Below are 16,098 nucleotides of genomic sequence, written 5' to 3' on the forward strand. Positions count from 1 at the left end.
GCCGACACCGGTCCTGTCCAGCCCTGCTGGAATCATTTCCCGACAAATCGCAACAAGCCTTGTCGTGCCGGGAAGGAATGCGGAGGCGATCAGACGAAAAGCTTGCCTTCCGCCACCTTGATCGCGTTGCCGCCAATGCGCGCGGACGCCAGCTTTCCGCCTTGCACAGTCAGTTCGAGGCGGATGCGCGATGGCCGCCCCATCTCCAGTCCCTGCTCGATCCACAATTGCGAAACCCCGTCCGTCGGGCCGTCGAAATGCATGATGGCGCCGGCGAAGGCCGCCGCCGCCGAACCGGTCGCCGGGTCCTCGTAGGACGGCGTGCCGGGCACGATCATGCGCACATGGAACGCGCTCTCGTGATTCACCGTTTCACGGCAATAGACGTACGGGCTGGCGAAGGCCCATTCGCTCTTGCGCGGCGCCAGTTCCGACCACGCCTGGTTGTCCAGCCGGATCCGGCCCGCCGCCTCGAGGTTGGCGACCGGGATGGTCACATAGGGCACGCCCGCCGACCAGAAGGCGACGCGGTGATTCTCGAAGCCGATCTCGTGCGGTGTCAGGCCGAGTGCCGCGCCGATCGCCTCCGGATCGGCGTCGAGCTTCAGCGGCTCCGGCAGCATGGCCAGGTCGAATTCGGCGAAGGTGGCGCCATCGTGCTTGCTGACCGCGCAACGCACCGGACCGATGTTTTCTTCCAGCACGAAGATGCCGGCGCCGCCCTCACCGGCCAGTTCCGCCAGCGCGATGGCCGAGCCCACCGTCGGGTGGCCGGCGAACGGCATTTCATAATCGGGGGTAAAGATGCGGATGCGGTTTCGGTGCTTGGGATTGTCCGGCGGCAGCACGAAGACCGATTCGGACAGGTTGAACTCGCGCGCGATGGCTTGCATCGCGGCGGTGTCCAGACCTTTGCAATCCAACACCACCGCCAGCGGGTTGCCGGCCAGTCGCTCGGTCGTAAACACATCGTAAAGCAAGTAATTCCGGGTTTGCATTCCTGCCTCAATCCCAACATGGGCGAAATTTAATTTGATATTTGAACCGATAAGCCTGATCTGTGCACAGACAGGGACATTGCGCATAATAGGGGTCCGACGTGGACCAGATTGTCAATCTGCCAAAGGCGGAATCGGATTCCGCCATTGAGACGGCGCTAGGGCTCGACCAGATCGGCCGGCGCAGGACGCGCCGCCGCGGTCGGCTCTACGCGCTGCTGGCGCTGATCGTCCTCGTCGCGGCTTTTGCCGGCTACCAATGGTATGCCGGCACGCCGACCAAGATCGACTATACGACAGTGCCGGCCGCCAAGGCCGACCTCACCGTCCAGGTTTCGGCGACTGGCACGCTGCAACCCCTCACCCAGGTCGACATATCAAGCCAGCTCTCCGGCATCATACGCTCGGTCACGGTCAACGAGAACCGGCAGGTGAAGAAGGGCGACGTGCTGGCTGCACTCGACACCGCCAAGCTGCAGGTCCAGATCGAACGGGCCGAAGCGTCCGCACAAGGGGCGGCTGCCAATGTCGAGGACGCCCGGGTGACGCTCTCCGAGAACGAGAGCGCGCTTGTCCGCGCGGCGGCCCTGACCAAGCGCGGCATGGCCACCGACCAGTCGCTCGAGGCCGCGACCGCGACCCGCGACCGCTCCAAGACTGCACTCGACAGCGCCGAGGCCAATCTCGCCATCGCCAATGCAGACTTGAAATCGCAGCAGACCGATCTCGCCAACAGCACCATCTACGCGCCGATCGACGGCATCGTGTTGACCCGTTCGGTCGACCCCGGCCAGACGGTCGCCTCTTCGCTGCAGGCGCCGGTGCTGTTCATCATCGCCGCGGATTTGAGGAACATGGAGCTGGTGGCGGCGGTCGACGAAGCCGACATCGGCGCGGTCAAGTCAGGCCAGCATGCCCGCTTCACCGTCGACGCCTTCCCCGACCGGCCGTTCGATGCCGAGATCCGCGACATTTCCTATGCCTCGGTCACGACGGATGGGGTCGTCACCTACAATGCGCGGCTTGAGGTCGACAACAGCGAACTTCTGCTGCGCCCGGGCATGACCGCTACCGTTTCGGTCGTTACCCGGCAGGCCAAGGATGTGCTCACCGTGCCGGCCAGCGCCTTCCGCTACCGACCGGCGCAGCAGGCCCCGCGTGGCTGGAGTCTCAGCGACCTGTTCACCGGCCGCATGGGTCGCCCCGACCGCCAACGCCAGGCGGCGAAGGCCCCGACCGATGGTTCTCGCACGCTCTATGTGCTGGAGAACGGCCGGCCGCATCCGGTCAACGTCAAGATCGGCTCCACCGATGGCGAACTGACAGAGATCACCTCCGGCCTGGAGGAAGGAGCGCAGATCATCACCGCCTCGCAGTCGCGGAGCTGAGGCTATGGCCGCGGGCGCGCCCCTCATCACCTTCGACACGGTCTGGAAGAGCTACGGCCAAGGCGAAGCCAAGGTGCATGCGCTGGCCGGCGTAGACCTTGCCATCCGGCGCGGCGAATTCGTCGCCATCATGGGTCCGTCGGGCTCCGGCAAGTCAACGGCAATGAACATCATCGGTTGCCTCGACACGCCGACGGCCGGAACCTACTCCTTCATGGGCGTCGATGCCGGCCGGCTCGACCGCAACCGCCGCGCCATGCTGCGCAACCTTTATGTCGGCTTCGTCTTCCAGGGCTACAATCTCTTGGCCCGCACCACCGCGGCGGAGAACGTCGAACTGCCGCTGATTTATCGCGGCGTCGCCGCCCGCGAGCGCCGCGACCTTGCCATGCAGGCGCTGGCTGAGGTCGGCCTTGTCGGCCGCGAGCATCACACGCCGGCCGAGCTCTCCGGCGGCCAGCAGCAGCGCGTGGCGATCGCACGCGCCATCGTCACCAGGCCGACGCTGCTCGTCGCCGACGAGCCGACCGGCAATCTCGACACGGCTCGCACCCACGAAATCATGGAACTGCTGACGCGGCTGAACAAGGAGCTTGGCCTGACCGTCGCCATGGTCACGCACGAGGCCGATGTCGCCGAATATGCTGAGCGCACCATCCGCTTCCTCGACGGCCATGTCGCCTCCGACACAATGAACATGGAGACGGCATGATCTGGGAAGCCATCCGCCTCTCGCTGCGCTCGATCCGCCGCAACGTGCTGCGTTCGTTCCTGACCTTGCTCGGCATCGTCATCGGGGTCGCCGCCGTCATTGCCATGCTGACCATCGGCTCCGGCACCACGCAAAAGGTCAAGGCCGACATCTCCAAACTCGGCAGCAATCTGCTGGTCGTCCGGGCCGGACGCCCGGCCGGTCCCGGAGGTCCGGGCGGGCTCGACCAGGCGGTGCGGCCGCTGGCGGAAAAGGACCTGGCGGCGCTGGTTGCGCATCTCTCCGGCGCGCGCGCCATCTCGCCGGCATCGCAGAAGCAGGTCCGCGTCATCTTCGGCACCGAAAGCCTGACCTCAGGCGTCACCGGCACCGACAGCGCCTATCTCGACGCGCGCGACTGGAAACTGGTGTCCGGCCGCCCGTTCAGCGATTCCGAAACCCGTTCGGGCACCGGCGTGTGCCTGATCGGCGAGACGGTGCGCCAGCAATTCTTCGGCGCCGGCGATCCCGAGGGTGAGATCATCCGCGTCAACCGCACCTCCTGCAAGATCGTCGGCCTTCTCGAGCCGAAGGGCTATACCGGCTTCGGCCAGGACCAGGACAATGTCGTGCTGATGCCGCTCGCCGCCTATCAGCGCCGCATCGCCGGCAACCGCGATATCGACAACATCTACATCGCCGCCGACGACCGCACGCCGACCACCGAATTGCAGCCGCGCGTCGAGGATATTTTGCGCGATGCACGCCGTATAACCCCGGACCGCGAAAGCGATTTCGCCATCCGCGACATGACCCAGATCGCCGACGCCATGGCCAGCGCAACCACGACGATGACCGGCATGCAGGGCGCGGTCGCCGGCGTCAGCCTGCTGGTCGGCGGCATCGGCATCATGAACATCATGCTGGTGTCGGTCACCGAGCGAACCCGCGAGATCGGCATCAGGCTCGCCATCGGCGCGCATGAAAAGCACATCCTCATCCAGTTCCTGGTCGAGGCGACGGTGCTGTCGCTGCTCGGCGGCATCATCGGCATCCTGATTGGCCTGGCGCTGGCCGGCCTCGCCTCGATGACCTTGACCATACCCTTCGCGCCAAGCCCGGCGGTCATCCTGCTCGCCGTCGGCTTCTCCGCGCTGATCGGCATGGTGTTCGGCTTCTTCCCGGCCCTGCGCGGCGCCAGGCTCGATCCGATCGACGCGCTAAGGCATGAGTAACGAGCAAGCTGCAAAGGCGCCCGGCACTCCGAGCCGGTTTTACACAACCTTCGACGTTTCCGCCCCGCCCGACCTGTCGTCGCTGTGTTGGCGATGTTATGCCAAGGCATTTCTGGTCGAGGAGCAGCTGATGAGCAAGAAGGCGCGCGTGGTCCTGACAATGGTGGTCATCGAAGCTGTCCTGGCAGGCATCTGGTGGTATCTCGCCGATTACGGGATGGCAAATCCCGATCGCGTCAAACCGGATTTCCAGGCGGTCGTCGGCCAGACCATGGGTATGGCGATGGGCGGCTTGCTGGGCATCGGCTTCATCCTGTTCTTCGTCGCCGCGCGCAACGACCGCAAGGCACTCAAAAGCAAGGCATCATAGGCCTCCTCCCCACGAGATCATTCATCCCGGCCGTGGCGCCAACAGGTGGCAGGCGGGACTACAGCGCGCTTTCCCACGGATTGACGGTGTTCAACCCGGCGGCCGCGAATGGGCTGGTGTCGCGGGTGGCGACCGTGAGGCCGTGTACCGCGGCAGTGGCCGCGATATAGCCGTCCGCCTTGCCGATCGCCTTGCTTGCGGCTCTCGCCTGTACCATCAGGATGGCATAGGCGCGCGACGCGTCGAGATCGAAGGGCAGAATACGGCCTGCAAACAGCGGCAGCGCGTCCTGCTCGAGACGATCATGCAGGATCGTGCGGCGCTTGCCGGCAGGCATCGCCGCGATACCGAAACGTAGCTCAGCCACGGTGACGGCCGATAGATGCAGGGTTTCGACGGCCTGCGCGTCGATCCATGCGATGACACGGGGATCGGGTGCAGGTTTCCACGGCTCAGAAACTACATTGATGTCGATGAGGATCGTTCGAACCGCACCGGCTCGCCCGGTGTTTTGTCGCGAAGCTGTTGCAAGGTATCGACATCCTCTTGAGACAATCCGGCCTCGCGGCCGATGGCGGCGAGCAGGGAGCCGAGTTTGACCCGATTGGCTGGCCGCACGGCCGTTTCCAGGATTTCACGCATTTCGGATTCGGTGCTGCGGCCGTGGTGCGCTGCCCGCACCTTCAAGGCGCGGAGCGTTTCCTCTGGCAAATTGCGGATCGTTACAGCACTCATTGATATCATCCCAAGCTACGATGATGTCATTGATAGCAATATTGCAAATTTGCCATCATTACGCGACAGCCCGCGTACGGTTTTATCATCTGCAAGAAGCCACTCGAACCATCGCATCTGCGATCGTGACATCGGCACGAAATTTTAGTTTCCGTTCGCGAAATGCCACTCGATCAGGGGCTTCATGTGCGGCGACAGACCGTCCGGCAGGTCGTCGGCATGGCGGATGATCACCGGCCCCTCGATCTCCGGATCGGCTTCGGTGGCGACGAAGGCCAAGATTCGGCGCGCTATCTCATCGGCAGGCTCGTCGACGTGATAGCGGCGGAAGATGACGGTGCCGCTTGCCGTCGACAGCGCGTGCCAGCGCATCCCGCGCCTGGCATCCGACAGGTCGAGGCCGGTCTCCTCGCGCACCTCGCGGATCATGTTGAAATCGACATCGACCAGCCCATCGCGGAAATCGGTCGGCTCGAACGAACCGGCGGCGAAATAGACCCGGCCGGCATTGACGGTTCGCGGTCCCATGCGGATCGCCACCAGCGCATTGTCGCCGGCCACCAGCACGGCATGGGCATAGGCGTGTTCGGCGCCGGAATTCTCGCGCCGCTTCCGCCACAGCATGAAGGTCGAGTAGTTGACCGCATGGCAGAGGCCAATGAGACTGCGGTCGCGATAGGCAAGTTCCGAAAGCAGAACCACCGTGCCGTCGAAGAGCGCCGGATTGGTCTCGATTTCGCTCTGCCAGTTCTCGGCGATCGCCCCGGCATTATCCACCGCGAAGGGATGCGGGCCGGCATCGAGGCGCACATCGATGGCATCGACCGGCAGGATGACATTGCGTGGAAGATCAAAGCTCATGTCGGCTCAGGCCCGATCCTGCCCATCAGGCCCCATACTCCCCATCATGCCCACACTCCCCATCAGGCCATGTCCAGCGTGATCGCCACCGGGCAGTGGTCCGAAGCCTTGGGCCGATCCCAGCCGGCGCGCGGGAAGCGCTCGACTTCCTGGCCCGCGGGAAAGATCGTGCGCCAGGGCTGACCGTTGCGGACGATGTCGGGAACCGCGGTGGCGTTCTTCGCCGCCAGTCCCCTGGAAAGCAGGATATAGTCGAGCTGGCACAGATGCCGCTCTTCGGGTCCGCGTGTGTGATAGAAGGTCCAGCGGTTCATTTCCGGCCGCCGCTCCACCACGTTTTCGCAGAACCCGCCCGCTGTCAGCACATTGATGCAGGACAGGTTCTCGTCAACCACCTCGAAACGGTAGCCGTCCACCTCATCGCCGGCGATCTTCACCCGCTGGCGGTAATCGTTCATGTCGCCGCAGATCGCCCAGCGCTTGTCGGCGGCATGATCCACACCGAAACGCTCCTCGATGATGCGCCGCACGGCCTGCGCTTCCGCGACGCGCACCGGCATTGTCGCTTCGCGTCCGTCGAGCCCGTTGCGGGGCGAGCCCATCGACTTGAAGTGCACGAGATAAAGCGTCATCGGCGCGCCGCCCACCTTGATGTCGACTTCCAGGCAGTCGCGTCGGAAGATGCGTTCATTGGGCAGGTTGCCGAGGGCCGCCAGCTCCGGCGTGTGCAACCCGAACTGCTCGTAGGTGACATAGGCGTGGCTGGTCATGCGAACGAATTCGATCGGCTGTCCCTGCGCGGTTTCGTTGCGCATCATCACGGGGACATCGATGCCGCGCGAATCATTGCCCGACGTGGTGTATTTCTGGCGGTAACCCTGCCCCACCATCTTGAACAGATAGCCGTACTCGAACGCCTTCAGCGCTTCGATGTTGTCGACTTCCTGCATGCAGATGATGTCGGCGCGGGTGGCGGCGATGGCCAGTGCCGTCAGCTGGCGCGTGTCGTCGGATTGCGCGATGGCGCGCGCCTGCTCCAGTATCTTGTATTCGGCCTCGCTCTGGATATCGAACATCGCCAGCGTGCGATCCTCGTTGAGCTGGTTGCGATAGCCGGAAAAATCGAACCTGTTCATCAGGTTCTCGACATTGAAGGTGGCAAGGCGCAGCGACATGCCATGACATTTGCCTGCAAGAGCGGCGGAAAACAAGATCGCGGGACCACAAGCAGGGATGCTTTGGTCCTGGTGGCCTTCGCCCTATGGTTGACGGAACCTTTCCGTTCATCCGCCGTTCAGACGCAAAGGCCCACAGTAGGCCCATTCCCAGGGTAGGCGTGGGGCCTGTTCTCTTGGAGAGTGCAATGGATTCGCTCTTTTCTTCCACTGTCAAATCCGGGCTGATTGCGCTCGGTATTGTCTCCGGTATCACGGCGCCATCCGCCGCCGGTCCGATCCTGCAGCCCGATGTATCGATCCCGGCGAGCACCGCCGCGCCAACGGTCACCCCGGTCCGCGAAGGCTGGGCCGGCGGCAACAACAATGGCGGCGATTGGAGATGGCGCCGGAACTGGAACGGCGGCCACTGGAATGGTGGTGGCAACTGGAGCGGCCGCCACTGGCATGGCGGAGGCAACTGGAGCGGCCGCCACTGGAATGGTGGCGGTAACTGGAGTCGCGGCGATGACTGGCGCTGGCGCCATGGCCGCCGCCATTATCACGGCGGCTACTACGATGATGGCGCCGCCGCAATCCTCGGTCTTGGTCTGGGGCTCGGCCTTGGCAGCATGTACAACAACTATAGCAACTACGATTACTATACGCCGGCGCCGCGCCGCTACTACCGCGCCGGCCGGCTTTCGAGCGCCCATGTCCGGTGGTGCTACAACCGCTACCGTTCATATCGCGCCTACGACAACACGTTCCAGCCCTACAACGGCCCGCGCCAGCAGTGCTGGTCGCCCTATAGCTGAGCTGGCTGCGGCTGATGCGAGAAAATGAAAACGGCGCCACCTGGCGCCGTTTTTGGTTTTGACCGTTCGAAGTTAGAGGGCTTCGGACGTTTTGATTTCGCTCAGTTCTTGGCCTTGTCGACCAGCTTGTTCTTGGAAATCCACGGCATCATCGCACGCAGCTTGGCGCCGACTTCCTCGATCTGGTGGCTGTCATTGTTGCGGCGGATGCCCTTGAAGCGCGACATGCCGGCGCGGTATTCCTGCATCCACTCCGAGGTGAATTTTCCCGTCTGGATGTCCTTCAGCACGCGCTTCATCTCGGCCTTGGTCTCGGCGGTGATGATGCGCGGACCCGAGACGTATTCGCCCCATTCGGCGGTATTGGAGATCGAGTAGTTCATGTTGGCGATACCGCCTTCATAGATCAGGTCGACGATCAGCTTGACCTCGTGCAGACACTCGAAATAGGCCATTTCCGGCGCGTAACCGGCTTCCACCAGCGTCTCGAAGCCGGCGCGGATCAGTTCGACCAGGCCGCCGCACAGCACGACCTGCTCGCCGAACAGGTCGGTCTCGCATTCCTCGCGGAAATTGGTCTCGATGATGCCCGAACGGCCGCCGCCGACGCCACAGGCATAGGAGAGAGCGAGGTCGAGCGCGTTGCCCGAGGCGTCCTGGTTGACGGCGACCAGGCACGGCACGCCGCCGCCCTTCTGGTATTCGCCGCGCACCGTGTGGCCCGGGCCCTTCGGCGCGATCATGACGACGTCGACGGTCGACTTCGGCTCGATGAGGCCGAAATGCACGTTGAGGCCGTGCGCGAAGGCGATCGCGGCGCCGTCGCGGATGTTCGGCGCGATCTCGTTCTTGTAGATGTCGGCCTGCAATTCGTCGGGGGTTGCCATCATCATCAGGTCGGCCCATTTGGCGGCATCGGCGACGCTCATTACCTTGAGCCCGTCGGCCTCGACTTTCTTGGCGGTCGCCGAGCCGGCCTTGAGGCCGATGGCGATCTCCTTGGCGCCGGAATCCTTGAGGTTGAGCGCATGCGCCCTGCCCTGGCTGCCATAGCCGATGATGGCGACCTTCTTGCCCTTGATCAGGTTGAGATCGGCATCACGATCGTAATAGACACGCATTTTACTTCCTTCCCGTTTTGAAGATCAAAGGCCTTGAGGCCCGGTTTTTGCTCCGAAAAGAGCGAGAAACTGTTGCGTCGCGCGGATGGCATCGCCGCCGATCGCCGCCTCAGTCAATTCCAGCCGGTCACCGAGCAGCAGACGTATCTGCACATCCCGGCCAACCAGCCCGAAAAAGGTACGGAATGCCGTCTCGGCATCCGCAAATTCAAGGAGCCCTGCCTGCCGGCCGGCTTCCAGCACCGGCTTCAGCCGCTTGGCCAGTGCAAAGCGCCCATTCTCCAGCACGACGGCGCCGAGATTGTCCTTACCCGACCCCGCATGACCAACCGCCACCCTATTGAGCGCGATCGAGGTATCGCTTGAAATGACCTTGAGCCAGTCGCAGGCAAAGCGCTCCAGGCTCGCCGTCAGCGAGGCAAGGCCGAGTCCCTTCCCGTCAACCTGCGCCACCCGCACCTTCGACGCCTGCCACTGCACGGTCGCCGTCAGCAGCCCGTCGCGGTCGCCGAACCATTTGTAGAGCGTTTCCTTGGAACAGCTCGCACGCCGCGCCACTGCGGTCATGGTCAGGTCGTCGCCTTCCTCGACCAGCAGCCGCAGTGCCGCATCCAGGACGGTCTTCTGCCGCTCCGTCAGGGTCTCGCTGTTGTCGATGTCGGGCACGATGTGCAACACGCTCTTCCCTCGCGGACGGCCAAGCCAGTCATTTTCGGCAAGCCGTACCGTACGTTACGGTTCGGCCTTCTATGGCCTATTGCACTGAACCTGGCAAGCCCTATTTCTCTCCGGTCGGCTTCGCTGCCGCCGTCCTGAAGGGGAAACATGTTGGCCGGTTTGCTGGCCTTGGCCATAGCCGCTGTGTTCACCGGTGCGGCGATCTATGTCAGCGTGGCCGAGCAGCCGGCGCGGTTGCGGCTGGATGACAGGTCCCGGCTCCAGGAATGGCAGCCTTCCTACAAACGCGGTGCGGCCATGCAGGCATCGATCGCCATCGTCGCCTGCGTTCTCGGCCTTGTCGCCTGGTGGCAGACCGGCGGGCTTGCCTTTCTCGGCGGCGCGGTGGCGATCATCCTGCCCTGGCCGTGGACCCTTGTTGTGATGATGCCGACCAATCGAGCGCTGGAGGCAATGGACCCGGAAGCGGTCAATCCGCAGGCCAGGGCGCTGATCGTCAGATGGGGCAATCTGCACCTGGTTCGCGCGGCGCTCGGTGTGCTGGCGACGCTGTCTTTTCTCTGGGGCAGCCATCTGCCTTGACCCGCCAGGCCGGGCTCGTCTCTGCGGAATCAGTCCGCGGCAGGCGGATGGCGCAGCTGGCCGAGCAGTGCCGAGACCGTACTCAACTCATCCAGCGAGAGCTTGGCACCCACCAGTTCGGCGATCGAGCGTCCGTAGACCGCCCACATCCGGCGGCGCGTCTCACGTCCCCTGGCCGTGATGCGAATGGTTTGCCCACGGCCGTCATCGGCCACTGGCAGTTTCTCGACCAGCCCGTCGGCCTCGAGCCGGGCCAACAGCCGCGAGATGTTGTATTGCGCAAACAGAGTGCGTTCGATCAGTTGAAATGGCCGCAAGCCGCCCTCGCCGGCCTCGGCAAGCTCGTGCAGCACGTCGTACCATGCAAGCGGCGGCAGGCCGTCTTCCTTCAGCGCGTCCTCGGCACGTTCCATCAGTTGGCGCGAAACCCGCATCAGGCGGGCCCAGACCTTGATGGCATCAGGCGAAGGCATGGCTGTCTCTGTCATGGCCGTATCCTAAGAGATAGATGCAGATGCATCAAGCTTGACGATCAATGCATACGCATCTACATAAATGCAGTTGCATCGATATCGAAAGGCACATTCCATGAAACCCGCCGACACCCTCATTCTCGTCAGCCATCCACTCTGCCCCTATGTCCAGCGTGCGGCGATCTCGCTGGCCGAGAAAGGCGTCCCGTTCGAGCGGATCGACATCGACCTCGCCGACAAGCCGGACTGGTTCAAGGCGATCTCGCCGCTCGGCAAGGTGCCGCTGCTGCGCGTACGGCAAAATGGCGACGAGACGATAATCTTCGAATCCGCGGTCATCCTCGAATTCCTCGAGGAAACACAGGCCAATCCGCTCCACCCTGCCGACCCCTACGCCCGCGCCCGGCACCGTGCCTGGATCGAGTATGGCTCAGCCATCCTCGGCGCCATCGGCCGGTTCTATTCAGCGCCGAGCGAGGCCGGCCTCCTCGCCGAGTCCAGCGCGCTGTCGGCGATGTTTGACCGCCTTGAGGCTGAACTCGCTAACGATACCCTGCGGAGCGGGCCATGGTTCGCTGGCAGCCGGTTTTCCCTCGTCGATGCCGTTTACGGTCCGGTCTTCCGCTACCTCGACACCTTCGACCGGATCGGCGATTTCGGCATCTTGGAAGGCAAGCCGCTTGTCCAGGCCTGGCGCGAAGCGTTGAGCGACCGCCGGTCGATCAGGCAAGCCGTGGCGCCGGACTATCCGCAGCGCCTGCATGCTTTCCTGTGGGCGAAGGGGTCTTTTCTATCGAGCCTCATTCGGCAACGCGATCCGGCCAGCGCGCTTCGGCAAGCCCTGCCCGCCTGAACGGATCGATCACCGTGCCGGCCACCATCGAGGCCAGGAACCGCGGCGCCGGCGGAATCTTGGCGATCGTCGCCACCAGCCTGTCGCGGATGAAAGGCAGCGCCACGGAGTCCGACTGGTAGAAGGGCGTGAATGCCAGCGACAGCGCCTGGAAGGCCCGCACATGCCAGCGCCGCGCTTTCGCATAGCCTTCGAGCGCAGCCTCGACGCTGCCCGTTCGCTCCAGCGCATGGCTGAGCGCCGCGGCGTCGAGCAGCGCCATGTTGGCGCCCTGGCCAAGCTGCGGACTGGTCGAATGCGCGGCGTCGCCGATCACGGCCAACCGCCGGCCAACCGGAGACTTCATCGTGTGATGGCCATAGCGGGCCAGCGAGAGCTGGTCGAAACTGCCGATCTGGTTGGTGAACGCCTCGACCTGCGGCCACAGCCGCACCACCCGCTCCTTCCAGGCATCGATGCCAAGGTTGCGCACGGCATCGGCATCCGCCGGTTTCAGGCTCCAGAAGAATGCCGCCATCCTTTCGGAACCCGGCTCCGGCCGGCCGATCGGCAGCACGCCGATCATCACACTGGCCTTGTCGTAGCGCTGCAAAAGCGCGTGCTCGTCAAAGCCCTCGCCTCGCCAATCCAGCGATGCCCATAATGCGCCATAGGTGAGTGGTCGTGGTGCCCCGGCATTGCCGGCGCACTGCCGCAGTTTCGAACGCGAACCGCTGGCGTCGACGACAAGATCGAACGGCCCTGCCCTTCGTCCATTGCCACGGACCAGCGTCGCCCGGTCGCCGATGTCCAAAGTCTCGATTTCGACGCCGGTTTCGATGGCGATAGCCTCACGCCGGGCAGCGCGAAACAGCACGCCGAACAGGGCCGCCCGGTGCACCGCCAGGCCGAAGCGGCCGCCGTGCTGGGCGTCGTAGCGGACGTCGAGCACGGTGCGGCCGGTGGAGGCATCGGCGCCATGCAGCCGGTCGATCCTGCTGCCCAGTGCCATGATGTCGTCGAGCAGGCCGAGGTCGGCAAGCACCGTCAATCCGGTCGGCTGCAGGATCAACCCGGAGCCGACCGGCTTCGGTTCCTCGAAGCGCTCGAAGATGGTGACCCGGTGCCCGGCACGCCTGAGATAGAGCGCCATGGCCAGCCCAGCCGGACCGGCGCCTGCAATTGCGATATCGTAGGAAATGCTGTTGCCCCCAAGCCGCACTGGCCGGGACAATCCTTCAGCCGCCGGACGAAATCAAGTCGCGACGCCGAAGGCTGCCGGCTGGTCAAGCCGGCGTTGAATCGAAGGCAGTGCGGGCGTCGCGCACCGCATCGTGGTTGTTTTCAGCCCATTGCAACAAATGCTGCAAAGCGTCGAACATCGAGCGCCCAAGGTCGGTCAGGCTGTATTCGACGCTGGGCGGCTTGGTCGGAAACACTTCGCGACGCACATAGCCGTCGCGCTGCAGATCATGGAGCGTCTGGGTCAGCATGCGCTGCGAAATGTCGGGCACCAGCCGCCGCAGCTCGCCGAAGCGATAGGGCTGCTCGGCCAGGGCCGCCGTCAACAGCGAGCTCCATTTGCCATTGAGCCCCTGAATGACGTCGCGGACGGGGCAATCGGCAATGTTTCCGCCTTCGGTCATGGCTTTGTAGACTTCGAGTTTGGATTTCAGATTGACGGTCCGGCTGTCCATGACTGGTTCCCTGCGTGTGCCTACCTCCCGAAAAACTGCCTTCTTTACGGCAGCGGGTCAATTCCTATTTTAGTGCTGGTCTCTTTTTGAGATCACCACCCGAACCGCCCTTCCGGCGCAATGTCAGGATCCTCCATGACCGCAACTCTTCTCGTCACCGGCGCGTCCGGCCAGCTCGGCCGCAGCGTCATCAACCATCTGCTGGACACATTAGAGGTGCCGGCGGCCCGGATCATCGCCACGACCCGCACGCCCGCCAATCTTGCCGACCTGTCAGCGCGCGGCGTCACCGTTCGCGAGGCTGATTTCGACGATCAAGCCTCGCTCGCCGACGCTTTCGCCGGCGCCGACCGGGCGCTCATCATTTCGACCAACGAGCTGGCGATCCAGGGAAAGCGGCGCGAACAGCAGCTTGCCGCCGTCGCGGCAGCCAGGCAGGCGGGCATCGCCCACCTGCTCTACACCTCGATGCCCAACACGGAGCCGGGTTCGCCAGTGCTCTTCGCGCCCGACCATTACGACACCGAACAGGCGATCAAGGCGAGCGGCATCCCCTACACGATCTTCCGCAATGGTTGGTATGACGAGAACCTGTTCATGGCGATGCCGCAGATCCTCGCTTCGGGCCAATGGTATACGTCCGCGGCCGACGGCGCCATTTCCTATGGCGCGCGTGACGATCTCGCCGCCGCCATAGCCGCGGGGCTGGCTTCGGACAACACCGAAAGCAAGACGTATACGCTGACCGGCCCCAAGGCCTATACGTCAGCCGAAGTCGCGGCACTTGTCACCGAAGTCACCGGCAAGCCGATCCAGGTCATTCAGCTCTCGGACGAAGCCTTGACCGAGGGGATGAAGAGCGCAGGCCTTCCCGAGCCCATCGCCCGGCTTCTCGTATCCTTCGACGCTGCCACGCGCGCTGGCGGCCTTGGCATGGTGACGGACTCCGTCGAAAAGCTTTCCGGCCGGAAGTCGGTACCGCTGAAGCAGTTCCTCGAGGCTAACAAGGCCGCACTGGCGGGCTGAAACCAGCGCGGCGGGAAGTCTTTCTCCCGCCGCGCTATTTCGGCGTTTTGACAAGCCCGAGCCGGACCAGGCTTTCTCCGGTGGCGGCGAGCGCGTCCTCGCGCGAGCGCGGCGCCCAGCCGAGCATGCGCACCGCCTTTGCGTTGGTAGCATTCTTGACCTTGCCGAGTTCCGTCACGAGTTGCGCGGCTTCCGCGTTGAACAGCCCCACCATCCGCACCAGCCAATCGGGAAGCTCCCGCGTCGAGACACGCGACGCGGCGGCGCCGAGCCGCGTCTTGACCGTCTGTGCAATCGCCCGCACAGTCATGAAATCGCCGGCGACGGCCAGAAACCGCTCGCCCTTGGCGGCGGGATTGGTCATGGCGCGCACATGCAGGTCCGCCACGTCGCGCACATCGACCACGCCGAAGGACAGGCGCGGCAGCCCTGGCATGGCACCGTTCATCATGCGCTGGACAAATGCGGTGGAGGTCGAATGGTCGGACCCTAGTACAGGCCCGAAAATTCCGACCGGATTGACGACCGCCAATTCCATGCCGCCACCCTCGGCGGCGATGAAATCCCAGGCCGCGCTTTCGGCGAGCGTCTTCGACTTCACATAGGCGCTGACCTTGGCCGTTGGATCGGTCCAGCTCTCCTCGGTGAAGGGCCGGCCGTCGGGCGGCATCTTGCCATAGCCGATGGCCGCGAAGGACGATGTCAGCACGACGCGTTTGACGCCGGCGTCTCGCGCCGCCCTGAGCACGCGCAAGGCGCCTTCGCGAGCCGGGATGATCAGGTCATCCTCATGCTTCGGAACGCCGGGCGGGAACGGTGACGCGACATGCAGGACATAGTCGCAGCCGGCGATAGCGCCGGGCCAGCCGGCATCCGCCATGAGGTCGGCGATGGCAAAGGAGAGCCTGTCGCCCGGCTCGGCGCCGCCGGCCTTCAGCATGGCGATAACTTCGGCTTCGCGCTTGGCGGAGCGCACCGTCGCGCGCACGCGATAGCCCGCCTTCAGCAGGGCAAGAATACAATGTGCACCGAGGAAACCCGATCCGCCTGTGACAAGCACCAATTCGCCGCCCATCTCAGCCTCCCCGTTTGGGTCGAGACGATCGAACTCGTCAGATCGCCACCTGCGTGCCGATTTCTACCACACGTCCGGTCGGGATCTGGAAATACTCCGTCGCATCCGCCGCCGTGCGCGCCAGGCCGATGAACAGCCGGTCCTGCCATAGCGGCATGCCGGAATTGGGCGAGGCCTTGAGCGAGCGCCGCGACAGGAAGAAGGACGTCGTCATGATGTCGAACTTCCAGCCCTGCTTGCGGCAGATCGCCAGNGCGCGNGGNATGTTGGGCTGTTCCATATAGCCGAAAGTCAGCGTCACCCGCATGAACAGCTCGTTGACCGTCTCCATCTTGACGCGCTCGCTGTCGGGCACCACCGGCTG

General features: G+C 64.1%; 19 protein-coding genes and 1 pseudogene. 8 read left to right on the forward strand and 12 right to left on the reverse strand.

Translation table 11 applies throughout. The annotated features are described in order from the left end of the window. Window positions 1-89: 89 nt before the first annotated feature. Window positions 90-998 carry a PhzF family phenazine biosynthesis protein gene (locus M653_RS0122130; protein ID WP_027145314.1) on the reverse strand — a complete coding sequence of 303 codons (909 nt, stop codon included), beginning with the start codon at window positions 996-998 and terminating at the stop codon, window positions 90-92. A gap of 101 nt (window positions 999-1,099) precedes the next feature. On the opposite strand from M653_RS0122130, the gene M653_RS0122135 reads away from it, so the two are divergent. The 4 genes from M653_RS0122135 (at window position 1,100) to M653_RS0122150 (ending at window position 4,682) form a co-directional block, all read left to right on the forward strand. Continuing rightward, window positions 1,100-2,386 carry an efflux RND transporter periplasmic adaptor subunit gene (locus M653_RS0122135; protein ID WP_027145315.1) on the forward strand — a complete coding sequence of 429 codons (1,287 nt, stop codon included), beginning with the start codon at window positions 1,100-1,102 and terminating at the stop codon, window positions 2,384-2,386. A 4-nt stretch (window positions 2,387-2,390) separates the two neighbouring features. Further along, on the forward strand, window positions 2,391-3,098 hold the full coding sequence (locus M653_RS0122140) for an ABC transporter ATP-binding protein (RefSeq protein WP_027145316.1): 708 nt from the start codon (window positions 2,391-2,393) through the stop codon (window positions 3,096-3,098). Further along, window positions 3,095-4,312 (forward strand): ABC transporter permease, encoded by a 1,218-nt coding sequence (locus tag M653_RS0122145; RefSeq protein WP_027145317.1) that lies wholly within the window; start codon window positions 3,095-3,097, stop codon window positions 4,310-4,312. The genes M653_RS0122140 and M653_RS0122145 overlap by 4 nt, the downstream gene beginning before the upstream one ends. A 130-nt stretch (window positions 4,313-4,442) precedes the next feature. Beyond that, window positions 4,443-4,682, forward strand: coding sequence for a hypothetical protein (locus M653_RS0122150; protein ID WP_027145318.1), 240 nt, complete (start codon window positions 4,443-4,445; stop codon window positions 4,680-4,682). A gap of 58 nt (window positions 4,683-4,740) precedes the next feature. On the opposite strand, the gene M653_RS0122155 is transcribed toward M653_RS0122150, so the two are convergent. The 4 genes from M653_RS0122155 to M653_RS0122170 all read right to left on the reverse strand — a co-directional run bounded on the left by M653_RS0122155 (window position 4,741) and on the right by M653_RS0122170 (window position 7,453). Further along, window positions 4,741-5,163 carry a type II toxin-antitoxin system VapC family toxin gene (locus M653_RS0122155; RefSeq protein WP_027145319.1) on the reverse strand — a complete coding sequence of 141 codons (423 nt, stop codon included), beginning with the start codon at window positions 5,161-5,163 and terminating at the stop codon, window positions 4,741-4,743. Further along, entirely contained in the window at window positions 5,142-5,417 is a 276-nt protein-coding gene (locus tag M653_RS0122160) for an Arc family DNA-binding protein (RefSeq protein WP_027145320.1), read from the reverse strand. Before M653_RS0122160 ends, M653_RS0122155 begins: the two co-directional genes overlap by 22 nt. Window positions 5,418-5,561: 144 nt before the next feature. Next, a complete protein-coding gene (locus M653_RS0122165; RefSeq protein WP_027145321.1) occupies window positions 5,562-6,278 on the reverse strand; it encodes a hypothetical protein in 717 nt (238 codons plus the stop codon). A gap of 62 nt (window positions 6,279-6,340) precedes the next feature. Continuing rightward, entirely contained in the window at window positions 6,341-7,453 is a 1,113-nt protein-coding gene (locus tag M653_RS0122170) for an endonuclease/exonuclease/phosphatase family protein (protein ID WP_027145322.1), read from the reverse strand. 188 nt (window positions 7,454-7,641) lie between these two features. Between M653_RS0122170 and M653_RS0122175 the strand changes: the two genes are divergently transcribed. Then, on the forward strand, window positions 7,642-8,250 hold the full coding sequence (locus M653_RS0122175; RefSeq protein WP_027145323.1) for a BA14K family protein: 609 nt from the start codon (window positions 7,642-7,644) through the stop codon (window positions 8,248-8,250). A 101-nt stretch (window positions 8,251-8,351) separates the two neighbouring features. Here the strand turns inward: M653_RS0122175 and ilvC are convergent, their stop codons facing one another. Further along, a complete protein-coding gene (ilvC, locus tag M653_RS0122180) occupies window positions 8,352-9,371 on the reverse strand; it encodes a ketol-acid reductoisomerase (protein ID WP_013531065.1) in 1,020 nt (339 codons plus the stop codon). Between the two features lie 24 nt (window positions 9,372-9,395). Beyond that, on the reverse strand, window positions 9,396-10,049 hold the full coding sequence (locus M653_RS0122185) for a TetR/AcrR family transcriptional regulator (RefSeq protein WP_027145324.1): 654 nt from the start codon (window positions 10,047-10,049) through the stop codon (window positions 9,396-9,398). Between the two features lie 150 nt (window positions 10,050-10,199). Here M653_RS0122185 and M653_RS0122190 point away from each other — a divergent pair, with 150 nt between their 5' ends. Further along, a complete protein-coding gene (locus tag M653_RS0122190; RefSeq protein WP_027145325.1) occupies window positions 10,200-10,631 on the forward strand; it encodes a DUF1772 domain-containing protein in 432 nt (143 codons plus the stop codon). Between the two features lie 29 nt (window positions 10,632-10,660). Here the strand turns inward: M653_RS0122190 and M653_RS0122195 are convergent, their stop codons facing one another. Beyond that, the gene (locus tag M653_RS0122195) at window positions 10,661-11,119 is read right to left on the reverse strand and encodes a MarR family winged helix-turn-helix transcriptional regulator (protein ID WP_027145326.1); all 459 of its coding nucleotides are present in this window, start codon (window positions 11,117-11,119) and stop codon (window positions 10,661-10,663) included. Window positions 11,120-11,219: 100 nt separating this feature from the next. On the opposite strand from M653_RS0122195, the gene M653_RS0122200 reads away from it, so the two are divergent. Beyond that, window positions 11,220-11,957, forward strand: coding sequence for a glutathione S-transferase family protein (locus M653_RS0122200; protein WP_027145327.1), 738 nt, complete (start codon window positions 11,220-11,222; stop codon window positions 11,955-11,957). On the opposite strand, the gene M653_RS0122205 is transcribed toward M653_RS0122200, so the two are convergent. Further along, window positions 11,905-13,170, reverse strand: coding sequence for an NAD(P)/FAD-dependent oxidoreductase (locus tag M653_RS0122205; protein ID WP_027145328.1), 1,266 nt, complete (start codon window positions 13,168-13,170; stop codon window positions 11,905-11,907). The two genes, M653_RS0122200 and M653_RS0122205, sit on opposite strands and share 53 nt — an antisense overlap. Before the next feature lie 52 nt (window positions 13,171-13,222). After that, window positions 13,223-13,633 carry a helix-turn-helix domain-containing protein gene (locus M653_RS0122210; RefSeq protein WP_027145329.1) on the reverse strand — a complete coding sequence of 137 codons (411 nt, stop codon included), beginning with the start codon at window positions 13,631-13,633 and terminating at the stop codon, window positions 13,223-13,225. A 135-nt stretch (window positions 13,634-13,768) separates the two neighbouring features. On the opposite strand from M653_RS0122210, the gene M653_RS0122215 reads away from it, so the two are divergent. After that, the gene (locus tag M653_RS0122215) at window positions 13,769-14,659 is read left to right on the forward strand and encodes an SDR family oxidoreductase (protein WP_027145330.1); all 891 of its coding nucleotides are present in this window, start codon (window positions 13,769-13,771) and stop codon (window positions 14,657-14,659) included. Window positions 14,660-14,693: 34 nt separating this feature from the next. Here M653_RS0122215 and M653_RS0122220 read toward each other — a convergent pair whose 3' ends face one another. Beyond that, complete coding sequence (locus tag M653_RS0122220; RefSeq protein ID WP_027145331.1) at window positions 14,694-15,734, reverse strand: aldehyde reductase; 1,041 nt, start codon at window positions 15,732-15,734, stop codon at window positions 14,694-14,696. A 37-nt stretch (window positions 15,735-15,771) separates the two neighbouring features. Beyond that, window positions 15,772-16,098: pseudogene (gene trkD / locus M653_RS0122225) on the reverse strand (potassium transporter Kup); the annotation flags it as partial.

This window comes from Mesorhizobium sp. WSM3626 (assembly GCF_000513935.1).
Lineage (GTDB): Bacteria > Pseudomonadota > Alphaproteobacteria > Rhizobiales > Rhizobiaceae > Mesorhizobium > Mesorhizobium salmacidum.